The organism is Kitasatospora cheerisanensis KCTC 2395, from assembly GCF_000696185.1.
In the GTDB taxonomy this organism is placed as follows: domain Bacteria; phylum Actinomycetota; class Actinomycetes; order Streptomycetales; family Streptomycetaceae; genus Kitasatospora; species Kitasatospora cheerisanensis.
The window spans coordinates 6,677,245-6,697,861 of the sequence record NZ_KK853997.1 but is presented as its reverse complement, the minus strand read 5'-3'; the positions used below and the strand labels follow the sequence as shown (position 1 = coordinate 6,697,861).

Annotated in this window: 20 protein-coding genes; 5 read left to right on the top strand and 15 right to left on the bottom strand. The window is 74.8% G+C overall.

What is annotated here, in order from left to right; genetic code table 11:
• Positions 1-4: 4 nt before the first annotated feature.
• On the bottom strand, positions 5-1,375 hold the full coding sequence (locus KCH_RS30090) for a diaminobutyrate--2-oxoglutarate transaminase family protein (RefSeq protein ID WP_035868144.1): 1,371 nt from the start codon (positions 1,373-1,375) through the stop codon (positions 5-7).
• 178 nt (positions 1,376-1,553) lie between these two features.
• Between KCH_RS30090 and KCH_RS30085 the strand changes: the two genes are divergently transcribed.
• The gene (locus KCH_RS30085; RefSeq protein WP_051653608.1) at positions 1,554-2,204 is read left to right on the top strand and encodes a class I SAM-dependent DNA methyltransferase; all 651 of its coding nucleotides are present in this window, start codon (positions 1,554-1,556) and stop codon (positions 2,202-2,204) included.
• Positions 2,205-2,229: 25 nt separating this feature from the next.
• Here KCH_RS30085 and KCH_RS30080 read toward each other — a convergent pair whose 3' ends face one another.
• Together KCH_RS30080 and KCH_RS30075 are read right to left on the bottom strand one after the other, a co-directional pair.
• Entirely contained in the window at positions 2,230-2,946 is a 717-nt protein-coding gene (locus tag KCH_RS30080) for a response regulator (RefSeq protein WP_244305486.1), read from the bottom strand.
• 49 nt (positions 2,947-2,995) lie between these two features.
• Positions 2,996-4,630, bottom strand: a complete 1,635-nt coding sequence (locus KCH_RS30075; protein WP_051653607.1) for an ATP-binding protein — start codon at positions 4,628-4,630, stop codon at positions 2,996-2,998.
• 190 nt (positions 4,631-4,820) lie between these two features.
• On the opposite strand from KCH_RS30075, the gene KCH_RS30070 reads away from it, so the two are divergent.
• On the top strand, positions 4,821-6,182 hold the full coding sequence (locus KCH_RS30070; protein ID WP_035868141.1) for a cation:dicarboxylate symporter family transporter: 1,362 nt from the start codon (positions 4,821-4,823) through the stop codon (positions 6,180-6,182).
• Between the two features lie 78 nt (positions 6,183-6,260).
• Here the strand turns inward: KCH_RS30070 and KCH_RS30065 are convergent, their stop codons facing one another.
• The 12 genes from KCH_RS30065 to KCH_RS30010 all read right to left on the bottom strand — a co-directional run bounded on the left by KCH_RS30065 (position 6,261) and on the right by KCH_RS30010 (position 18,840).
• A complete protein-coding gene (locus KCH_RS30065; protein WP_157032253.1) occupies positions 6,261-7,208 on the bottom strand; it encodes a hypothetical protein in 948 nt (315 codons plus the stop codon).
• A gap of 100 nt (positions 7,209-7,308) precedes the next feature.
• On the bottom strand, positions 7,309-7,854 hold the full coding sequence (locus KCH_RS30060; RefSeq protein WP_051653606.1) for a hypothetical protein: 546 nt from the start codon (positions 7,852-7,854) through the stop codon (positions 7,309-7,311).
• 120 nt (positions 7,855-7,974) lie between these two features.
• Positions 7,975-9,357, bottom strand: a complete 1,383-nt coding sequence (locus KCH_RS30055; protein ID WP_035868137.1) for a serine/threonine-protein kinase — start codon at positions 9,355-9,357, stop codon at positions 7,975-7,977.
• The gene (locus KCH_RS45225; protein ID WP_035868134.1) at positions 9,354-10,109 is read right to left on the bottom strand and encodes a hypothetical protein; all 756 of its coding nucleotides are present in this window, start codon (positions 10,107-10,109) and stop codon (positions 9,354-9,356) included. The genes KCH_RS30055 and KCH_RS45225 overlap by 4 nt, the downstream gene beginning before the upstream one ends.
• A gap of 120 nt (positions 10,110-10,229) precedes the next feature.
• The gene (locus KCH_RS30045; protein WP_051653605.1) at positions 10,230-10,817 is read right to left on the bottom strand and encodes an SRPBCC family protein; all 588 of its coding nucleotides are present in this window, start codon (positions 10,815-10,817) and stop codon (positions 10,230-10,232) included.
• A gap of 32 nt (positions 10,818-10,849) precedes the next feature.
• On the bottom strand, positions 10,850-12,199 hold the full coding sequence (locus KCH_RS30040) for a carotenoid oxygenase family protein (RefSeq protein ID WP_035868132.1): 1,350 nt from the start codon (positions 12,197-12,199) through the stop codon (positions 10,850-10,852).
• 52 nt (positions 12,200-12,251) lie between these two features.
• Positions 12,252-12,686: an SRPBCC family protein gene (locus KCH_RS30035; RefSeq protein ID WP_035868130.1), complete on the bottom strand. Its 435-nt coding sequence runs from the start codon at positions 12,684-12,686 to the stop codon at positions 12,252-12,254.
• 14 nt (positions 12,687-12,700) lie between these two features.
• Positions 12,701-14,164: an MFS transporter gene (locus tag KCH_RS30030; protein ID WP_035868129.1), complete on the bottom strand. Its 1,464-nt coding sequence runs from the start codon at positions 14,162-14,164 to the stop codon at positions 12,701-12,703.
• A 42-nt stretch (positions 14,165-14,206) separates the two neighbouring features.
• Positions 14,207-14,662 (bottom strand): SRPBCC family protein, encoded by a 456-nt coding sequence (locus KCH_RS30025; protein WP_035868126.1) that lies wholly within the window; start codon positions 14,660-14,662, stop codon positions 14,207-14,209.
• Between the two features lie 95 nt (positions 14,663-14,757).
• Positions 14,758-17,466 (bottom strand): AAA family ATPase, encoded by a 2,709-nt coding sequence (locus KCH_RS30020; protein ID WP_051653604.1) that lies wholly within the window; start codon positions 17,464-17,466, stop codon positions 14,758-14,760.
• A 283-nt stretch (positions 17,467-17,749) separates the two neighbouring features.
• Complete coding sequence (locus tag KCH_RS30015) at positions 17,750-17,971, bottom strand: DUF397 domain-containing protein (protein WP_035868125.1); 222 nt, start codon at positions 17,969-17,971, stop codon at positions 17,750-17,752.
• Positions 17,968-18,840, bottom strand: a complete 873-nt coding sequence (locus KCH_RS30010; RefSeq protein WP_341865433.1) for a helix-turn-helix domain-containing protein — start codon at positions 18,838-18,840, stop codon at positions 17,968-17,970. The genes KCH_RS30015 and KCH_RS30010 overlap by 4 nt, the downstream gene beginning before the upstream one ends.
• Positions 18,841-19,145: 305 nt before the next feature.
• Here KCH_RS30010 and KCH_RS30005 point away from each other — a divergent pair, with 305 nt between their 5' ends.
• The 3 genes from KCH_RS30005 to KCH_RS42840 are packed head-to-tail and all read left to right on the top strand — an operon-like array spanning position 19,146 to position 20,513.
• The gene (locus tag KCH_RS30005; protein WP_051653603.1) at positions 19,146-19,562 is read left to right on the top strand and encodes an ATP-binding protein; all 417 of its coding nucleotides are present in this window, start codon (positions 19,146-19,148) and stop codon (positions 19,560-19,562) included.
• 36 nt (positions 19,563-19,598) lie between these two features.
• Positions 19,599-20,297: a hypothetical protein gene (locus KCH_RS30000; protein ID WP_035868120.1), complete on the top strand. Its 699-nt coding sequence runs from the start codon at positions 19,599-19,601 to the stop codon at positions 20,295-20,297.
• A 48-nt stretch (positions 20,298-20,345) separates the two neighbouring features.
• Complete coding sequence (locus KCH_RS42840) at positions 20,346-20,513, top strand: hypothetical protein (protein WP_167573923.1); 168 nt, start codon at positions 20,346-20,348, stop codon at positions 20,511-20,513.
• Positions 20,514-20,617 lie beyond the last annotated feature (104 nt).

The window sequence follows — 20,617 nt, the reverse complement described above, 5'->3', positions numbered from 1 at the left end:
CCGCTCAGGCGCTCGGGGTCTCCCGCATCGCGAACTCGACGGCCTCGCAAAGCCGTTCGAGGACGGCGTCGGCCTGCTCGTCGGTGATGGTGAGCGGCGGGAGCAGCCGCAGGACGGCGTCGTGGCGGCCGCCGAGTTCGACGATCAGGCCGCGGGCGAGGCAGGCTTCGCGGACCCGGACGGCGAGGCCGGGGTCGGCGGGGCGGGCGCCGCAGCTGTCGGGTTCGCCGGCGGGGTCGACGAGTTCGACGCCGAGCATCAGGCCGCGGCCGCGGACGTCGCCGATCACCGGGAGGCGGTCGCGGGCGCCGTCGAGCCGGGCGGCGATCCGGGCGCCGACGGCCTCGGCGCGGGCGACCAGCCCGTTGGCGGCGATGTGGCGCAGCGTCGCGGCGCCGGCGGCCATGGCGAGGGTGTTGCCGCGGAAGGTGCCGGTGTGGGCGCCGGGCCGCCAGCCGTCGTACTCCTCGCGGTAGACGATGACGGCGAGCGGGAGGCTGCCGCCGATGGCCTTGGAGAGCACCATCGCGTCGGGTTCGATGCCGCTGTGCTCGACGGCCCACATCCGGCCGGTGCGGCCGACGCCGGTCTGCACCTCGTCGACGATCAGCGGGATGCCGCGTTCGGCGGTGATCCGGCGCATCTCGCGCAGCCAGCCGTCCGGGGCGGGGACGACGCCGCCCTCGCCCTGGACGGGTTCGAGGATCATCGCGGCGGCCGGGAGCACGCCTCCTGACGGGTCGTCGAGGAGGCGCTCGGTGTAGGCGGCGGCGAGGTCCGCGCCGCGTTCGCCGCCGATGCCGAACGGGCAGCGGTAGGAGTAGGGGTACGGGAGCCGGGTGACCTCGGCGGCGCTGGGCAGCGGGGCCTTGACGGCGGTGTTGCCGGTGACGGCGAGCGCGCCGGCGGTCATGCCGTGGTAGGCGCCGGTGAAGGCGAGCGCGCCGCGGCGGCCGGTGGCGGTCTGCATGAGTTTGAGGGCGGCTTCGACGGCGTCGGTGCCGGCCGGGCCGCAGAAGTGGATCCGGGCCTTGGCGGCGAAGCTCTCGGGGAGGCTCTCGAACAGCGCGGTGGTGAAGTCGTCCTTCTCGGCGGTGGCGAGGTCGAGCAGGTGGAGCGGGGCGCCGCTGTCCAGGGTGCGGCGGATCGCCTGGAGCACCACCGGGTGGTTGTGGCCGAGGGCGAGGGTGCCGGCGCCGGAGAGGCAGTCCAGGTAGCGGCGGCCGTCGGCGCCCTCCACGGTCATGCCGTTCGCGCGCACCGGGACGATCGGGAACGACCGGGCGTAGGTGCGGGCGGCCGACTCGCGGATGCGCTGGCGGCGCAGGATCGCGTCGCCGGCGGGCGCGGCGGAGGTGCCGACGGTGAGGGTCACAGCGGAACTCCCTTGGAAAGTTAGGTAAGGCTAACTTTACTCTCGCGCGCTCGACGGCCGCCGCCACCAGGCCCTTTGATCACCCGTCCGAGTGAGCGCGCGCCGCCCTTCGCGCCCGCCCCCATCAACGAGCGCGGCCGCCCCCGGGTCACGGCCACCGCCCAAGTACCCTGCCGCCATGGAGACTCCGAAGCCCGCCGGGCCAACCGGCGCCGACGCGCCCGGCCCGGCCGGCGCCCACGCGCGCGAACTCGCCGACACCCGTGCCTTCTTCGCCGAGCGCGCCGCCCGCTGGGACAGCAAGTTCCCGGACGACAGCCCGCGTTACGCCGCCGCGATCGCCGACACCGGGCTGACGGAGGGCCGGTTCGTCATCGACGCGGGCTGCGGCACCGGCCGGGCGCTGCCGCTGCTGCGCGCCGCCGTCGGGCCGTCCGGCACCGTGCTCGGCGTCGACCTCACGCCGGAGATGCTCGACCGGGCGTCCGCGCACCGCGCCGACGCCGCCCTGGTGGAGGCCGACTGCACCCGGCTCCCGCTGCCCGACGCGATCGCCGACCTGGTCTTCGGGGCCGGTCTGATCTCCCACCTGCCGGGCCCCGGCACGGGCCTGCGCGAACTGGCCCGCGTCACCCGGCCCGGCGGCCGGCTCGCCCTGTACCACCCGCTGGGCCGCGCCGCGCTCGCCGCCCGGCACGGCCGGCCGATCACCCCGGACGACCTGCGGGCCCGCGAGCGGCTCTTCCCGCTGCTCGCCGAGGCCGGCTGGAAACCGCTTTCCTACACCGACGAGCCGACCCGCTACCTGGTGCTCGCCGAGCGCGCCTGAGCGGCCGGACCCGCCTGACGGGCCGTCAGTCCGCCTTCCAGCGGTAGCCGAGCTCGGGCCGTCCGACCTGGCCGTAGCGGGGTTCGCGGGTGGCGTGGCCGGTGGTGACCAGGTGTTCCAGGTAGCGGCGGGCGGTGATCCGGGAGACGCCGGTGGCCTCGGCGGCGGCGCCGGCGGAGAGCCCGTCGGGGGCGGTGCGCAGCGCCGCGGCGAGGGTGTCCAGGGTGGCGGCGCTCAGGCCCTTGGGGAGGCTGCTGCGGTCGGTGCCGCGCAGCAGGGCGAGCGCCCGGTCGACCTCGTCCTGGCCGAGGGCCTCGCCGTCCCGGCCGAGGCTGGCCCGGTAGCGGGCGTACTGGCCCAGGCGGTCGCCGAGGGCGGCGGCGCCGAAGGGTTTCAGCAGGTACTGGACGACGCCGGCGGTGACGGCCTGCCGGACGGTGGCGAGGTCGCGCGCGGAGGTGACGGCGATGATGTCGGCGGCGTGCCCGGCGGCGCGCAGTGCGGCGCACAGGTGCAGGCCGTGGCCGTCGGGCAGGTAGAGGTCGAGCAGGATCAGCTCGACGGGGCTGCCGGCCTCCCGGGCCCGTTCCAGCGCGCGGAACGCTTCGGCGCGGGAGTGCGCGGTCGCGGTCACGGCGAAGCCGGGGGCGCGGGCGACGTACCGGGCGTGGGCGTCGGCGGCGACCGGATCGTCCTCGACCACCAGCACCCGGATCGGCCGGTCCTCGGGTCTGCCGTTCACGCGTCCACCTCCTGGCTGTCCTGCCGGGGGTCGGGTCTCCGCGGGCCGGTCATGCGTCCACCGCCGGGCGCTGGAGCGGGAGTCGGACGGTGAGCACCGCGCCGCCGTCGTGGAAGCCGGGGTCGCCGAGGTGGACCTCGCCGCCGTTGCGGCGGGCGGTCTGGGCGACCAGGGCGAGGCCGAGGCCGCGGCCGTGCTGCTTGGTGGTCCAGCCGCGGCGGAAGACCTCGTCGGCGGCGGCGGGGTCGACGCCGGTGCCGGTGTCGGCGACCCGGAGCAGCAGGTGGCCGTCCTCGGTGCGGGCGGTGACGCGGACCTCGGGGGCGGCCAGGGCGGCGTTCTCGATGGCGGCGTCCACCGCGTTGTCGATCAGGTTGCCGAGCAGGGTGACCAGGTCACGCGGGGTGAGCCGGTCGGGCAGCACGCCGTCGTCGATCCGGCTGTCCTCGGTGAGGTGGAGTTCGACGCCGCGTTCGGCGGCCTGGGCGGCCTTGCCGAGCAGCAGTGCGGCGAGCACGGGTTCGCCGACGGCGCCGACGACCTGGTCGGTGAGCCGCTGGGCGAGGGCGAGTTCGGCGGTGGCGAACTCCACGGCCTCGCGGTGGCGGCCGAGTTCGATCAGCGAGACCACGGCGTGCAGCCGGTTGGCGGCTTCGTGGGCCTGCGCGTCCAGCGCCGAGGCGATGCCCTTGACGGTGTCCAACTCGCCGGTGAGACCCTGGAGTTCGGTGTGGTCCCGGAGGGTGACCACGGTGCCGAGGCCGGGCCCGACCGGGGAGGTGTTGAGCAGCAGCACGCGCTCGGCGGTCAGGTGCACCTCGTCGCGGACCGGCTCGGCGGACTCCAGCGCGCGGGTGAGCGAGTTCGGCAGGCGTAGCTGGCGGACCGTCAGTTCCCGTATCGGGTCTTCGAGTTGGAGCAGTTCGCGGGCGGCGTCGTTGCACAGCAGGACGCGGTGATCGCGGTCCAGCAGCACCAGCCCCTCGCGGACCGAGTGCAGCGTCGCCTGGTGGTAGTCGTACAGGTGGGCGAGTTCCCCGGCGTCCATGCCGTGGGTGTGGCGGCGCAGCCGGGCGGCGAGCAGGTAGCTGGCGGTGGCGCCGAGGACGAGGGCGCCGCCGGCGATGCCGACCAGGGCGAGCAGCGGGGTGCGCAGCCGGGCGGAGATGTTGTCGACGGTGATGCCGGCGCTGACCAGGGCGACCACGTGGTGGCCGTCGTCGAAGACGGGGGCGACCACGCGCACGGAGGGGCCGAGGGTGCCGGTGTAGGTCTCCTGCTGGAGGCGGCCCTGCTGGGCCTGGTCGATGTGGCCGAGGAAGGGGCGGCCGATCTGGGCCGGGTCCGGGTGGGTCCAGCGGGTGCCCTGCGGGTCCATGACGGTGACGAAGTCCACCCCGGTGTCGGTGCGGACCTGCTGCGCGTAGGGCTGCAGGACGGCGCTGGGGTCGGCCGCGGCGGCGGCCTCGCGGACGGTGGGCGCGTCGGCGAGGGAGAGTGCGACGGCGGTGACCTGGTGGCGGGCGGTGTCCTCGGCGCGGCCCGCGGTGAACAGGTAGGCGAGGACGGAGCCGCCGGCGACCACGGCCCCGACGATGACGACCTGTACGGCGAACAGCCGTCCGGCCAGGCTGCGTCGCCGCCGGGGGCGGGCGGGGCCGGTGGTCGGGCTGGTCGGGTGCATGCCGACCAGTGTGCCCCTTGGCGGGGCGGTGGTGGCGGGTGCGGGGGTGTGCCGTGAACTCTATGACCGCAATCGTGACGTGGCTCACGGCGGCCCGGATAGTCGTGCGCGGCCCGCCACCCACGGGCCGGTCGCGTCGACTCCCCCCGGCGGCGCGACAGAACGAGCCTACGGCGAAGGAGCCGCGCGGATGACCCCCACCACGAACGCGAAGCCGACGAAGAGATCGGACCGCACCCACTTCCTGTACCTGGCGGTGATCGTCGCGGTGGTCGCGGCCATCGTGGTGGGTCTGGCCGCGCCGAAGTTCGCGGTGGAGTTGAAGCCGGTCGGCACCGGCTTCGTCAACCTGATCAAGATGATGATCTCCCCGGTGATCTTCTGCACCATCGTGCTGGGTGTGGGATCGGTCACCAAGGCGGCGAAGGTCGGCCGGGTCGGCGGTCTGGCGCTCGGCTACTTCCTGCTGACCTCGACGGTCGCGCTCGGCATCGGCCTGCTGGTGGGCAACCTGCTGGAGCCGGGCAGCGGGCTGCACCTGACCTCGGCGCTGGCGAAGTCCGGACATGCGCAGGCCGCGGCGGGCGCCGCGTCCACCACCGACTTCCTGCTCGGGATCATCCCGACCACGCTGGTGTCGGCGCTGACGCAGGGTCAGGTGCTGCAAACCCTGCTGGTGGCGCTGCTGGTCGGCTTCGCGCTGCAGGGCATGGGTGCAGCGGGCGCGCCCGTCCTGCGCGGCGTGGAGCACCTGCAGAAGCTGGTGTTCCGCGTGATGTCGATGATCATGTGGGTGGCGCCGATCGGCGCGTTCGGCGCGATGGCGGCGGTGGTCGGCGCGACCGGCACGGCCGCGCTGAAGAGCCTGGCCGTGATCATGATCGGCTTCTACGTGACCTGCGTGCTGTTCGTGGTCGTGGTGCTCGGCCTGCTGCTGCGCCTGGTCGCCGGGGTGAACGTCTTCGCCCTGCTGAAGTACCTGGGCCGGGAGTTCCTGCTGATCCTGTCCACCTCCTCCTCCGAGAGCGCGCTGCCCCGGCTGATCTCGAAGATGGAGCACCTCGGGGTGAGCCGCCCGGTCGTCGGCATCACCGTGCCGACCGGCTACAGCTTCAACCTGGACGGCACCGCGATCTACCTCACCATGGCGTCGATCTTCATCTCCGAGGCGATGGACAAGCCGATGTCGATCGGCGAGCAGCTCTCCCTGCTGCTGTTCATGGTGATCGCCTCGAAGGGCGCGGCGGGCGTCACCGGCGCCGGCCTGGCCACGCTGGCCGGCGGCCTCCAGTCGCACAAGCCCGCGCTGGTCGACGGCGTCGGCCTGATCGTCGGCATCGACCGCTTCATGTCGGAGGCCCGCGCGCTCACCAACTTCGCGGGCAACGCCGCCGCGACGGTGCTGATCGGCCACTGGACGGGCGAGCTCGACCGGGAGCGGATGACCGCCGTCCTGGCGGGCGCCCTGCCGTACGACGAGAGCACGAGCGCGGCCGAGCACGCCGAGCTGCCCGCCCAGGCGCAGGCCCCGGCCGCCACCACCGCCGCCTGACGGCTCGTCGTCCCGCCGCCCCGTCGGCGTCCCGGTCCCGCCGGGCGCCTGCGGGGGCGGCGCGTTTCCGCCGGCCGCTCAGGCCGGGTCGGCGGTGGTGCCGGACAGCGCCCAGGCGAGGCCGGTGGCCGGGTCCTCCAGGGCGAGGTGCAGGTGGCGCAGGTCGTCGCCGGGCTCGGTCCAGGCCAGGCAGTGCAGACGGGCCACCAGCGCGTCCAGGCGGGCCGGGTCCTCGCCGCCGGCGCCGTCCATCGCCGCGAGCACCTGCCGGACGGCGATCCGCCCGTGCGCCGCGCCGCGGTCGGGCCGGGCGGACGCGAGGTGCACCAGCGCCGGGTACAGCGCGGCGAACGGCAGCTGCCCGCCGGTGACGTCCGGCCCGGCGGCGAGCTGCGCGGCGGCGTCGGCGGCGCGGCCGCGCACGCACACGGCGAACGTCCAGTCGGACAGTCCGGCGAGCAGCAGCGTCGCCGGGACGCCGATCAACCGGGCCCCGGGGGACGGAAGTTCGAGCACTCCGAGGCCCTCCCGGGTGGACGGCGCGAGGTGCAGGGTGCGCCGCGCGCCGCCGCCCGGCAGGTACTCGCGGACCCGGGCGTCGCGCTCCCACCCGACCTCCTCCCACGGGCGCAGCGCCACCCCCTCCCCCGGCGGGTCCTCGCCGAGCAGGGCCCGGGTGTGCGCGGCCAGGCGGCGGATCCCGGGCGGCAGCGGCAGCGCGGCGAGCACCGGCCACGGGTGCCGGGTGGCGAGCACCTCCCACAGCGGCCCCGCGTCGTGGTCACGCACCGTCGCCGCCGCACCGGGCCCGCCGGCCGGGTCGAACAGCCCGCCCGCGATCGCGGCGGGCGCGCCGTACGCCACCAGGTGCCCGAGCGGACCGGCCAGCGGATCGTCCAGCGCCTTCGCCAGGCGGAAACGTTCCAGCAGCTCCCGCCACTCCCCCCGCGCGGCCAACTGCCGCCCCGACGGCCCCCACCCGTACCGCGCGGGCCGCGAAGGACCCGCCCCGTTGTCGACGATCATCCGCTCAATGTACGACCGCCCTCGGGTGACACCCCGCCGACACGAACATGACGGAGTGTCACCCGAGCGTGTGGAGCCGACCGGGCTGAGCCGCCGGGGCTCAGGCCCTGCCCGTGTAGTTCCCACCGATCTGCGTGTACGGGGTGCCGTACTGGTCCAGGTTGTCGTAGACCCTGAGCGTCACCGCAGCTCCCTCGGGGATCCAGCCGTGAGCCTCCTTCGTGTACTCGACCTCGGTGCCCGTACCGGGAGGGCTCACCGGCCCCTCCAGGCTGTCGCCCCACTGGAGCGTCACGTAGATGCTGTCGCCGTCGTTGCGCGTGTCGTAGACCCAGAGCTCGTCGCCGAGCGGGTGGAACTCGGCCTTCGCGACCAGCCCGCTGCCGTCGCGGAGCTCGATCTTGACCGCCACGCCCCCGGCCTCCTTCTTGAAGAAGGTGTCGTCGGCGGAGTCGTCGAGGAAGCAGCCGGCTGCCTGGTTCACGACCGAGAGGCTGCCCTCCAGGCCCCGGCAGTTCGAGGTGTCGACGATCGCGTAGCGCACCTGCAGCGACCCGAAGGCCTGCGCCGGTGCGGCGCTGAAGAGCATCGAGCCGGCCACCATGCCCAGCGCCCCCAGAGTGGCGAAACGGGAACGGATCTTCATGTGCTTTCCCCCTCTGTCGATTTGCCTGCCCCGCAGAGTGCACGGCCTCGGGCCCCTGCCGCTCCTGTGAAGTGACAGGTTGTTCGGGTCGGGGTGGGGGTGGAGGATCGGGCGGGGGTGTCAGCAGTGCTCGGTCCAGACGTGGGAGCGGGGGGAGCGGGCGAGGTCGATGTTCTGGCGGGTGTCGCGGGGGAGGCAGTCGATGCGGTCCTGGAGCTTCTCGCCGGCGTAGTAGACGAGGCTGACGCGCGGCTCGCCGGCCTCGGGGCCGATCCCGTTGTTGAAGACCGAGCGGGGCACCTGCTGGTCGGCCCAGCTGCAGCGGGAGGCGCCGCCGAGCCAGTCGGTCTCGTCGCCCTCCCAGGAGCACATCCGGCCGTTGCCGTCGGGCTCGGTGAAGAAGCAGACGTTGCCCTTCAGGCAGCGGTCGTAGCCGACCAGCGCGACGGGGGCGCTGCGGGGTGAACTGCCGGTCGTCGCGGGGTGTTTCGAGCTCGCGGCGTGCAGGCCGAGGCCGGCCGCGGCGAGGGCGCCGGCGCAGGCGAGGGCGATCAGGGCGCGGCGCAGCGGGCGGGCGGCGCGCGGCGCTCGGGGTGCGGCGGCGCCCTCGGCGGCGGCGCGGACCCGGGGCAGCAGCGAGGCGGCGTCGTGCGGGGCGCGTTCCTGGTGGGTCGGGGCGAGGCAGTCGGTGATGATCTGCCGCCAGTCGGGCGGGAGTTCGGGCGAGAGCCGTAGCGGTTCGGTGCCGCGGGCGTAGCGGACGGTGGCGTCGCGGCGGGCGGCGGGCGTGGCGCCGGGCAGCGGCAGGGTGCCGGTGAGGACCAGGTGGGCGAGGACGCCGAAGGCCCAGATGTCGGTGGTGGGGCGGATCCGCTGGCCGCGTTCGGCGACGTCGCCCCAGATGGTCTCCGGCGGCGTGTAGTCGGGGGTGGAGAACATCGGCGAGTAGGCGTGCGTGCCTTCGAGTTCGGCGGCCAGGTTGAAGTCGGCGAGCCGGGCCGAACCGTCGTCCATCAGCAGCACGTTGGCCGGTTTGAGGTCGCCGTGCAGCCAGCCCGCCCGGTGGAGCTGGTGCAGCCCTTCGCAGATCTCGACGAGCAGTTCGGGGCCGCGGCCGGGCCGGGGCGAGCCGTTCAGCAGGTCCTGCAGCGAGCTCTCGGCGCGGTCGAGGACGAGGACGGTGGCGCCGTCGAGTTCGGGCCGTGACGGGTCGTCGACGGTGCGGACCTCGTGCAGGCGGATCAGCCGGGGTGCGCGGACCCGGCTCAGCAGGTCGATCTCGCGTTCGGCGAGTTCGCGCAGGTGCCGCAGCCGGCGGGGTGTCTGGGTGCCGGTGGGCAGGAACTTCAGTGCGGCGTCGGCCGGTTGGCCGTCGTCCTCGCGCCGGGCGGTGTAGACGCTGCCGAAGCCGCCGGCGCCGAGCGGGGTGCCGACGGCCCAGGGGCCGAGGCGGTAGCCGGCGGGGACGGGCACGGCGTAGGGCTGTTCGTCGGGGTGGCTCACCGGGCGGCGCCGACGGCGGGGCCGAGGAGCGCGAGGTCGTCCTCGCGGACGACGTCGAAGCGCAGGGCGAGCGACACCAGGGACTCCTTCATGCCGTTGCGCCGGGCGCCCGGCTCCGGGCAGGGCCAGGCCGGGGCCAGGCGCAGTTTGACCGCGAGGTAGTTGATGTTCCACTGCACGGTGGAGCGGCTGGCGGCGGGCCACCCGGGCCGCAGCCGTTCGACGAGTTCGTCGGCGGTGGGCAGTGGCGCGTGGGCCGGGGCGTCGCGCAGCCGGGGTTCGCAGAGGGCGACCAGGACGGCGAAGTAGCGTTTGGTGCGGTCGAGCGCGAACGCGGCGGCGGTGGTGGCGCCTTCGGGGATCCGCGGGTCGGCGCCGAGGTAGTCGTGCCGGGGCGCCCAGACGTCGAAGCTGAGCAGGTCGCCCGCGGCGGGCAGCACGATGCGCGCGAACTCGAACGGCACGGGTGCGTCGAGCCGGCCGGGCGCGACCTTGATGTGCTCGCCGCCGCCTTCGGGGTTCTCCACCACGTAGGTCCGGTCGCGGTTCAGGTTGCTGAGGGTCCAGAAGGTGCCCTGGGCCAGGATCTCCCCGGCGATCCGGGACACCCCGTCGTGTTCGATGGTCAGGCGCTGGTGCCGCCCCGGTGCGTCGGCGGGGCTGCGGCCGAAGACGAGCCGCTCTCCTGTCGCCAGTGTGAGGTGTTCCTGCGAATCCGGTCTCCCTGGCGGTACCACGATGATGGTATGCATACTCACCCCCGGCTGTTCAGCATAGGGAAGACCGCCCCGGGCCGGGACCTTGTCCGGACAAGATGCGGGCCCCCGTCCGCATCTGACGGCACGTCAGGTGCGGACGGGGGCCCGGGGGTCTCAGTGCGCGGACTGCGCCTCGGCCTGCCGCTTGAGGTTGGCGACCCAGTTGTGCAGGGAGTTGTCGAGGGCTGCCTGCAGGAACTCCCGGTCGGCGGTGACGGGTTCTCCGCTCCAGGACTCCTCGGTGTGGACCAGGACGCCGTCCCGGGTGGGGGTGAAGGTCCAGACGTGGACGGCGGTGATGCCCTGGGCGGGGCCGCCCCAGACGAGCCGGCGGCCGGGTTCGACCTGCCGGACGGTGGAGGTGATGTCCAGGCCCTCGGTGCTCCAGCGGAACGCCGAGCCGGGGCGCAGGCTGCCGGGGGTGTCCTTGCGGACGCTCTCCACGTTCGGCTGCCAGGCGGGCCAGTTCTCGACGTCGGTCTGGATGGCCCAGATGGTGTGCAGCGGGGCGTGGATGAGGATCTCGGTGCGGGTGACGACCGGCGCGCTCTCGTCGATCCGCACGTCCGCGGTGTGCTTCGCGGACGCCGCTGCGGGCCGGCCGGTGGTCGGGGTGGCGTCGAGGGCGGAGGCGGTGCCGGAGGCGCCGAGGAGGACGGCGGCGGTGAGGACGGCGGTCTTCGCCGCACTGTGGATGGGCAAGGCGGTGGCCTTTCGTGGCGGGGTGGGGTGCGTCATCGCAGGTCGCTGTCGGGGATCCAGGAGCCGTGGATGCCGCCGGTGACTCGTCGGGGCAGGTGGACGGTGGCGATCCGGTCGAGGCCGGAGGCGTCCAGGACGAGGAGTTGGGAGGCGTCCTGCTTGAGGTCGGAGACCACGGTGAGCAGGTAGCCGTCGTCCTCGCGGGTGGCGCCGGCGGCCGGGACGAACACCGCCTCGGAGGGCAGCCGGGCATCGCCGGCCTGGTGGATGCGGCGTTCGCCGGTGCTGCGGTCGTACTTGACGATCCCGTAGCCGCCGTAGCCGTGCTGGTCGGGGAAGGAGATCGCGTACTGGTAGCGGTGCTCGACGCCGAGGAAGTCCTCGTTGAGGGTGGGGAATTCGGTGGCGAGGTCGTCGATCACCCGCTCGTCGACCCGGCCGGTCGCCGGGTCCACCGTCCAGCGGCGGTTGTAGGAGCGGGTGTTGGGCTCGCTGCCGCGGCCGGGGGCGCCGACCCACCAGTTCCAGGAGAGCCGGAAGCCCTCGCGGTCGACGGTCGGGCCCTCCAGCACGATGCGGCCGGCGGCGTCCTCGTAGGCGTTGGCGACGTGCAGCATGTTGCCCGGTTCGATCGGGTACCAGCGGATCGCCTCGGCGCCCTGCGGGCCGCGCGGCATGACGCCGATCCGGGCGGGCTGCGCGTCCTGCCAGGAGTACGGGATGCCGGAGTGCTCGGCGGGGTCGAAGGTGACGGTGCCCTCGACGAACACCACGTGGTTCCGGGTGATCGCGAAGTCGTGCTTGAGCGAGGCGGTGGCGCCGGGGACCTCGGCGCTGTGGACGAGCTGCCCGTCCGCGTCGGCGACGTGGTGGACGAGGTACGGCGGGAAGGGCGAGGAGCCGAAGAAGTGCAGCTCGCCGGTGACGGGGTCGGTCTTCGGGTGGGCCGTCATCGCGCTGCGCAGCTTGCCGTCGAAGTCGTAGGCGCCGACGGTGTCGAGGTCCGCGGTGAGTTCGAACGGGAAGTTGGCCTCGCACAGGGCGAGCAGGCGGCCCGCGTGCTCGATGACGTGGGTGCCGGCGGTGGAGGCCGTGAGGTCCGGGCCGTGCTCGGTCAGGTAGGGCGCGCCGTCGAGGGCGGGGGTGCGCACCCAGCGGTTGCGGTACCACTCGGCGCGGCCGTCGCGCAGCCGGATGCCGTGCACCATGCCGCTGCCCTTGAACCAGTGGGTGGGGGTGACGCCGGGCTTCGGGTTGTGGCTGTTGCGGATCAGCCGGCCGGTCAACTCCGGTGGCAGCGCGCCGTCGACGGTGAGTTCGGTGGCGGTCAGCTCGTCGGCGACGGGCTCGTAGTGGCCGGTCAGGAACGGCTTGGCGGTCATGGTCGGGGCTCCTCTCGGGGTTCGGGACTCGGAAACTGGCGGACCGTCAGGCTCACTTTTCGGCGCGGTTCTTGAGGCAGCGCAGCCAGTCCTCCAGGGAGCCGCGCAGGGCTTCGCCGAGCTGGTCGGCGGCGGCCGTGACGGCCTCGCCGCTCCAGGACTCCTCGGTGCGGACGGTCACCCGCCCGCCGCTCCGCTCGAAGGTCCACACGTGGATGCCGTCGATGCCGTTGGCGGGGCCGCCCCAGACGATCCGGGCCCCGGGCACGAGTTCCTGGACGGTGGAGGTGATGTCCAGCCCGTGGGTGCGCCAGGTGAACGAGGCGCCCTCGGCGAGCGGGCCGTCCAGCCGGGCCTGGTCGACGTCGGTGTTCCAGACCGGCCAGTCGCCGATGGCGGTGTGCAGCGCCCAGACGGTCTCCAGCGGGGCGTCGATCTCGGTGGACAGGCGGACGACGACGGGAGCGTTCTCGTCGATGGTGCGCATGGCGGTGGTTCCTCTCAGTCGGTAAGGGACAGGTCTTCGGTACGGGAAAGGTCTTCAGGACGTGCGGGCCGCGGGTCGGTGTCCCGGGCTCCGGCCCGGCCGCGGCGGAGCAGCAGGGCGGCGAGCGCGGCGGTGGCGAGCAGGACGGCCGCGGACAGCGCGAACGCGGTGCGGTAGCCGGCGGTCAGCGCCGCCGACTGCGCCTGGTGGGCGCCGGCGTGGGAGGTGACGGTGCCCGCGACGGTGGCCAGCACGGCCAGCCCGACCGCGCCGCCGACCTGCCGGGTGGTGTTGACCAGGCCGCCCGCCAGGCCGGCGTCCGCGCCGGTGACGCCGGACACCGAGAGCGCGGTCAGCCGGACGAACGCGACGCTGAGGCCGAGTCCGACCAGGATGCTGGGGCCGAGCACGTCGGCGAGGTAGCCGCCGCCGGCGCCGATCCGCGACAGCCAGAGCATTCCGGCCGCCTCGACCAGCAGGGCCCCGACCAGCGCCGCCCGGCCGCCGACCCGGCGCACCAGCGCCGGGGCGAGCACCGCGCCGAGCATGTTGGCTGCGGCGAGCGGGAGTTGGCCGATGCCGGTGGTCAGCGGATCCTCGCCGAGGACCTGCTGCTGGTAGAGCGGCAGGAAGTAGAACAGGGCGATCCACACCGAACCGAACAGGCCCATCAGCAGGTTCCCGGCGGCCACCGTCCCGCCGGCGAACAGCCGCGGCGGCACCAGCGGGGACGCGGCCCGCCGCTCGACCCGTAGGAAGACCGCCCCGAGGGCCGCGGCGGCGGCGAACGCGGCCAGCACCCGGGCGTCGCTCCAGCCGTGGCCGCGGGCCGTGGTCAGTGCCCACACCAGGGCGGTCAGGGCGAGCGCGCTGGTGGCGGTGCCGGCCAGGTCGAACCCGGCCGCCGCCCCGCGCGCGGCCGGCGGGACGAGGAGGAGCGTCGCCACCAGGACCGCGAGGGTGCCGGCCGCCACCGTGTGGAAGATCCACGGCCAGCCCCCGGCCCGGGTCAGCAGCCCGCCGAGGAGCACCCCCGCCGCGCCGCCGGCGCCGGAGACCGCGCCCCACACCGCGAGCACCCGGCCGCGGGCCGCGCCCGGCGGGTGGAGGCCCACCGCCAGCGCCAGCGCGGCCGGGGCGACGGCCGCCGCGCCGATGCCCTGGACGATCCGGGCGGTGACCAGGACGGCGGGCGAGGCGGCCAGTCCGGCGGCGGCCGAGGCCGCCCCGAACGTCCCCAGACCGACCGTCAACACCCGTCTGCGGCCCAGCAGATCGGCCGCCCGGCCGCCCGCAAGGAGCAGCGCGCCGAACGCCAGGCCGTAGGCGTTGACCACCCAGGTGGTGGCGTCGCCGGACAGCCCGACGCCGTCGCGGATCTGCGGCAGCGCGACGTTCACGATCGAGGTGGCGAGCATGACGGTGAACTGGGCGGCGGCCAGCACCGCGAGGTGGGTGCCGGGGGAGGTTCTGCGCATGGCGGGACTCCGTGCGTGGGAGGGGGATCCGCACGGCCGGTCTCAGCGCGGGGCGCGTTCGGCGGCGGACTTGAGGTGAAGGAGCCACTGGAGCAGCGACTGGTCGAGCGCCTGCCCGACGCGGGCGGGGTCGTCCCGGGCCGGACTGCCGTCCCAGGACTGCTCGGTGGTGACCAGGGTCGCCCCCTGCGAGGGGGTGAGCGTCCACTGGTGGACGGCGGTGATGCCGTGCGAGGGGCCGCCCCAGCGGATCAGCCGGGGCGGGTCCACCGCGTACACAGTGGAGGTGATGTCCAGTCCGGCCGTCCGCCAGTGGAACACCGCGCCCGGGGTGAGCGGGGTCAGTGCGCGGGCCTCGGAGATGTCCGGCTGCCAGGACGGCCAGTCGGGCACGTAGGTCAGTAACTCCCAGACGGCGGCGGCCCGGGCCCTGATCGGCAGTTCACGGCGGACGAGGACGGGGGCGGCCCGGTCGATGTCCGCGGGCGGGTTCTTCATGGGGACGAGTCTCGTCCGGCGGGGCCCGCGCCCTCTTCGGTGAAACCTGCCTAGGCGACTGCCTAATCGGCCGCCGCCCTCGGCGGGTGACTAGCCTAGGCGGTGCGGCCGAGGGCGTCGGGGAGTTGGCGGCGGGAGGTGATGTCGAGCTTCTTGAACACGCTGCGCAGGTGGGCGTCGATGGTGCGGGGGCTGAGGAACAGGCGGTCGGCGACCTCGCGGGAGGTGGCGCCGGTGGCCACCAGCCGGGCGATGTTCAGTTCCTGACCGGTCAGCAGCTCCACGGCGCCGAGCGCGGCCGGCGGCCGGGGCTGTTCGCCGGTGGCGGCCAGTTCGGCCCGGGCGCGTTCGGCGAAGCCCTCCGCGCCCATGGCGGTGAACAGTTCGTGGGCGGCGCGCAGTGCCTCGCGAGCCTCCTGGCGGCGGCCGTCGCGGCGCAGCCACGCGCCCCGGTGCAGCAGGGCGCGGCCGTGCCAGACCCGGGTGCCGGCGGCGTCCAGCCTGGTCACGGCCTCGGCGTGCAGCGCCTCCGGCCGGTCGGACAGCAGCGCGGCGAGGGTGGCGCGCACGCCGAGTGCCCAGTCGGTGCCCGCTGCTGACGCGTGCTCGGACAGCCGGGCGAACGCCTCGCGGGCGAGGCCGTCCTCCCCGCAGCGGACGGCGGCCTCCACCAGTTCGGGCAGGGCGAGGCTGGAGGTCGACAGGTCGCCCTCCGCGAGCGCCAGTCGGGCCGACCCGAGGGCGGCGCGGTGGTCGGCCAGGCCGTTGGCGCAGAACGCCGCCGCCGCATGGGTGGTGGCCGTCAGCATGCCCTTGCGGCGGGCGTGCGACTCGGCCAGCACCCGGTCGAAGAGCGGCCCGGCCTCGGCGGGTGCTCCGCGCAGCGCGGCGGCGAACAGCCGGCCGTACCAGTGCGGGGGGACGCCGGTCACCTCGGCGATGCCGTCGGCCTCGCTGTTCAGGGCCGAGGCGCCGAGCAGGTCGCCGCGCTGGACGGCTGCCATCGCCCGCATCCACAGCCCGACGGGGAGGATCATCAACGCCCCGTCGGCGCGCGCCGCGTCGACGGCCCGGGTGGCGAGCCGGTCTTCGAGGGCGATGTCCCACAGTTCGACGGCCAGCAGGGCGGTGAGCGAGAGCCGGCGCGCCAGGTGCGGGTCGTCGACGTCCGACATCAGCGCCAACAACCGGGGTATCGCGGCGAGTTCGCCGTCGAGGTAGCCGACCAGGGCGTCCAGCAGGTGGTCGGCGGTGGTCGGTTCGCCGGCCGCGGCGGGCGCCCGGCGGGCGGCGGCGAGCGCGTCCCGGGCGGCGAGCGAGGCGCGGCCGACGACCAAGCCGGCCTGCAGGGCGTCCAGCAGGTGGAGCCGGGCCCGGCCGGGGTCGAGCTCGGCGGCCCGGATCAGGTGGCCGACCGCGTCGGCGGCGCCGTCGCGGAAGAACGCGGCCCGGCCGCGCAGGAGTTCGGCCTCCACCCGGCCCGCGGTGTCGATCGGTCCGCGTTCGGCCGCCTCCACCAGGGCGACCGCGTTCTCGAACGAGCCGGCTTCGAGGGCGGCGCGGGCGGCGGCGAGGCTGCGCTCCGCGCGCAGCCTCGGGTCGGCGGTGAGGGCCGCGGCCTGTTCGAGGAACGCGGCCTCGGCGGCGGCCCCTCCCCTGCGGCGGGCGCGTTCGGCGGAGCGCAGCAGGTCGGCGGCGACGTCGGCGTCCGGGCGGGAGGCGGCCTGCGCGCGGTGCCAGGAGCGCCGGTCGGGCGCGGTCACCGGGTCGGTGGCCTCGGCGAGCGCCCCGTGCACGCGGCGGCGCTCGGCCGGTGACGCGGCGGTGTACACGGCCGACCGCACCAGCGGGTGCCGGAACCTGGACTGGCCGCCCAGCTCGATCAGTTCGGAGGTCTCGGCCTCCGGTCCGGCGTCCGGCCCGACGCCCAGCAGGTCGGCGGCACGCCACAGCAGGGCCGGGTCGCCCAGCGGTTCGGCGGCGGCGACGAGCAGCAGGGTCCGGGCGCCCGGGGAGAGCCGGGCGGCCCGTTCCTGGTAGCTCTGCTCGATGCGGTTGGCGGGCGAGACCGGGGTCGGCAGCCCGAAGCCGCCGGCCAGACCGGCGGGGCCGAGCCGGCGCGGCAGTTCCAGCAGCGCCAGCGGGTTGCCGCGCGCCTCGGCGAGGATCCGTTCGCGGACCTGCTCGTCCAGGGGCCCGGGGAGGCCGGCGGCGAGCAGTTGACGCGCCGTCCGGTCCGGCAGCCTGGAGAGCGTCAGCTCGGTGAGGCCGGCGAGTTCGGCGACGGCGTGCGGGTCGCGCAGCCCGAACACCAGGGCGACCGGGTCGTCCACGACCCGCCGGGCCACGAAGGCCAACACCTGTGCCGACGCCCGGTCCAGCCACTGCGCGTCGTCCACCACGCACACCACGGGCCGCTCGGCCGCGGCGTCCGCGAGCAGTCCGAGCAGGGCGAGGCCGACCGCGAAGCGGCTGGGCGTCCCGCCGTCGCGGAGGCCGAGGGCCACCGACAGGTCGTCCCGCTGCGTGGCGGGCAGCCGTTCGATCCGGTCGTGCAGCGGGCGGGTGAGCTGGTGCACCGCGGCGTAGGCGAACTCCGCCTCGAACTCGGCCCCGTTGACCCGGAGCAGGCGGACGTCCGGCAGGCCGTCGGTGACGTGGCGCAGCAGCGTGGTCTTGCCGATGCCGGCCTCCCCGCGGACGACCGCGGCCCCGCCCCGCCCCGCGCGGGCGTCGGCGACCAGTGCGGCGAGGGCGTCGCGGTCGGCGGGCGGGAAGTACTCGGAGCCTGTCAGGGGAGCCACCCGGGAATCATGCCACGCCTGCTGAGCTCGACGAATAACGGAACGTCAGCGGAGACGGGGCCGGGGCACGGGAAGGGCCGCCTCCCGCCGGCGGTTGCCGGGGAGGCGGCCCTAGGGCCCGTCTTCAAACCCGCGTCGCAGGCCCGCGGCGTCCGGTGCGTGCTCTCGGCGTGCCGGGTGGAAGACCTCGTACTGGATGTACTTGGTCTTTCGCCCGGTGCGGCGAGAGTGCGTGCCGGGCGTCGTGGGGCAGGCGGGGGTTTGAAGACGGGCCCTGGGCCGGTCAGACGTCGAAGCTCGCGGCGAAGGCCACCAGGCGGCCGAATGCTTCGCGGCTGACGAGCAGGGCCGGCCCGGCGGGGTCCTTCGAGTCGCGGATGGCGATGGCGTCGAAGGCGGTGCCGGTGAGGTCGGCGTGCTCGACGCAGTTGTTGCCGCCGCCGCTGTACGACGACTTCTTCCAGCCGGCGCCCACGAGTTCGGTGGCCGCGATGTGCGTGGTCATGTACTGATTCCTCGGGTGAGTTGTTGCAGGAACTCCGGTGTCGCCTCGGACGGGAGGGCCGAGCGGGTCAGCGCTTCGAACATCCTGGTGAACCGGCCGATTTCGCGGGGCTTGTCCGTGAGGGACATGCTGGCCCCCGCGAAGTCCACCTGGACGGCGGCGGGGAGGGAGGCGCCGAGGTCCAGGAGCGTGAAGTCGCTGAGCGAGAGGTAGCCGCGGACGGACTGCGGCAGGATCTGCACGGTGACGTTGTCGAGGCTCGCCAGCCGGGCGATCTCCTCGTACTGGTCGCGCATGACCCTCTCGTCGCCGACGATGTAGCGGAGCGCGGGCTCGTACAGGATGGCCCAGAGCTTGACCGGGTCGTCCGCGCTCACCAGCCGCTCCTTGCGCGCCATCCGGATGGCGACGGCGGTGTCGATGAACTCGGTGGTGAACTCCTCGATCGGCTTGGCGCTCTCGTGCAGGGCCCGCGCGTACGCCTCGGTCTGGAACAGGCCGAGGACGCAGGTGGGGTGGAAGGCCCGTATGGCCTGGGCGGAGGACTCCACGCCGAGGAAGCGCGGCATCGCCGGGGCCATCGGCGCCACCATGTACGGCGTCCACCAGTCCTGGCGCGAGGCGGTGCGCTGGATCTCCACCAGCTTGTCGACCGCCTCCTCGTCGTCGATGCCGTAGCGGGCCAGCAGCTTGCGCAGGTCGCCGGCGTTCCGCAGGTCCTGCAGTCCGGTCTCGACCCGCTGGAGCTTGGTCTCGCTGAACGGCAGTCCCTTGACGGCCTCTTCCAGGGTCAGGCCCGCCCGTCGGCGCAGGATCCGGAGCTCGTGCCCGAGTTCGATCCGCCGTGTCGTCGGCCTCGGCCGTGCCACCACGCGCTTACCTCCCGGATGCATGCGTTCACCGTCCGTGCGGACGAGCGCAGTCTGACACGTCATCAGTTCGCCGCGCCACGCCATCCGATCGCCGCGGCATGTGCCAGTTCACACCCTCGGGGTGATTCGACGCCGATGCCGTTGCAGATTCATTGCCGACCCGCCACGGTGTGTGAGCAGCCCGGATCGCCCGGCCGCCGGCGGCCGGTTCCGAGCGGGCCGCCGCGTCCACCTCCATCCGATCAACGGAGGCCTGCCATGCACCGCTCCGACCCGACCCGCCCGCACCACCGGGACCCGGCGTGACGGCGACCGAGATCGCCCCCGTCCCCGGCGCGGAACTGCCGGGGCCCGAGACCGCGGTGCTCCGCTACCGGCCCGAGTCGGCGCGCTCCGCCCGCCGCCTGGTGCGCGCCAAACTGCGGGAGTGGCAACTGCCGCAGCTCGTTGACGCGGCCGAGCTGATCGTCACCGAACTGGTCTCCAACGCACTGAAGACCGGCTGCACCACCCTCATGCTGGTCGGCGTCCGGCACCGCGCGGACGGCACGGTCCGGATCCAAGTACGGGACGGTTCCCGCGAGTTGCCGGTCCTCGTGGAGGCCGGTCCGGACGACGAGAGCCACCGCGGCCTCACCCTGGTCCGCAGCCTCGCCGCGAGCTGGGGCGCCGACCGGGATCCGTACGGCAAGACCGTGTACGCGGACCTCCGCCCCTGACCGCCTGCGGCAGGCCGGCCCGGTTAGGGTCGGCGCATGGCACAGGAGCACACGGCGGGCGGGAGCGGAACGGCGGCCCGGGCCGCCGTCACCGCGGCGGACGTCGAACTGGCGGTGCGGGCAGCAATCGGAACGCTGGCGGGCGCGCACGCGGCCGACTGGTCCGTCCCGGCCGGGGAGCTGGCGTGGGACTGCTGGGAGACGCTGGAGCACGCCGCCGACGCGCTGGTCGGCTACGCGACCCAACTCGCGCCCGCCCGGCCCCCGTTGGACGGCTACCTGCCGTACCGCTGGCAGCGGGACCGCCCGGAGGGGCCGGCGACCGTGCTGCACGTCGACCGCGCCGCCGGCCCGGCCGGCCTGCTGCGGGCGCTGGACGCCGGCGGCGGACTGCTCGCCGCGACGGTCCGCACGGCCGGCCCGCGGGTCCGCGCGTTCCACTCGTACGGGGTGTCCGACCCGGAGGGCTTCGCCGCGATGGGCGTGGTGGAGACCCTGGTGCACACCCACGACGCGGCGGCCGGCCTCGGCCTGCCCTGGAACCCGCCCGCCGCGCTGTGCGACCGGGCGCTGGCCCGGCTGTTCCCCGAGGCGCCCGCGGACACCGGCCGGTGGCCCACCCTGCTCTGGGCCACCGGCCGGGCCGCACTGCCCGGGCACCCGCGCCGCACCTTCGAACGCTGGCACAGCGCACCGCTCACCGAACGGAACGACAGTGAGCCCCATGGGAATTGAGCTCGAACTGCACTCCGCCCGGCCGGCTCCGGCTGGTGGACCCGTACGGTGACACCCTGTTCAACGAGCAGGAGGTGGAGGCCGCTGCGCGAGATCCCGGGCCTGCTGGAGCGGTGCGTCCACGAGTCGCAGGCCGCCGCCGTACGGGACGTGGCGGACCGGCTGACGGCCTGCGCGGCAACGCCCGGCAGCTACCTGTGGTTCATCGGCGACTGACGGATCATCAGCCCTCCACCGGCAGCGCCCGCCCGCGCCGCCCCGCCGCCGGGCCGGGGCGGCGGTGAGCGCGGCCAGCACCGGCACGGCGGCGAGCAGCAGGC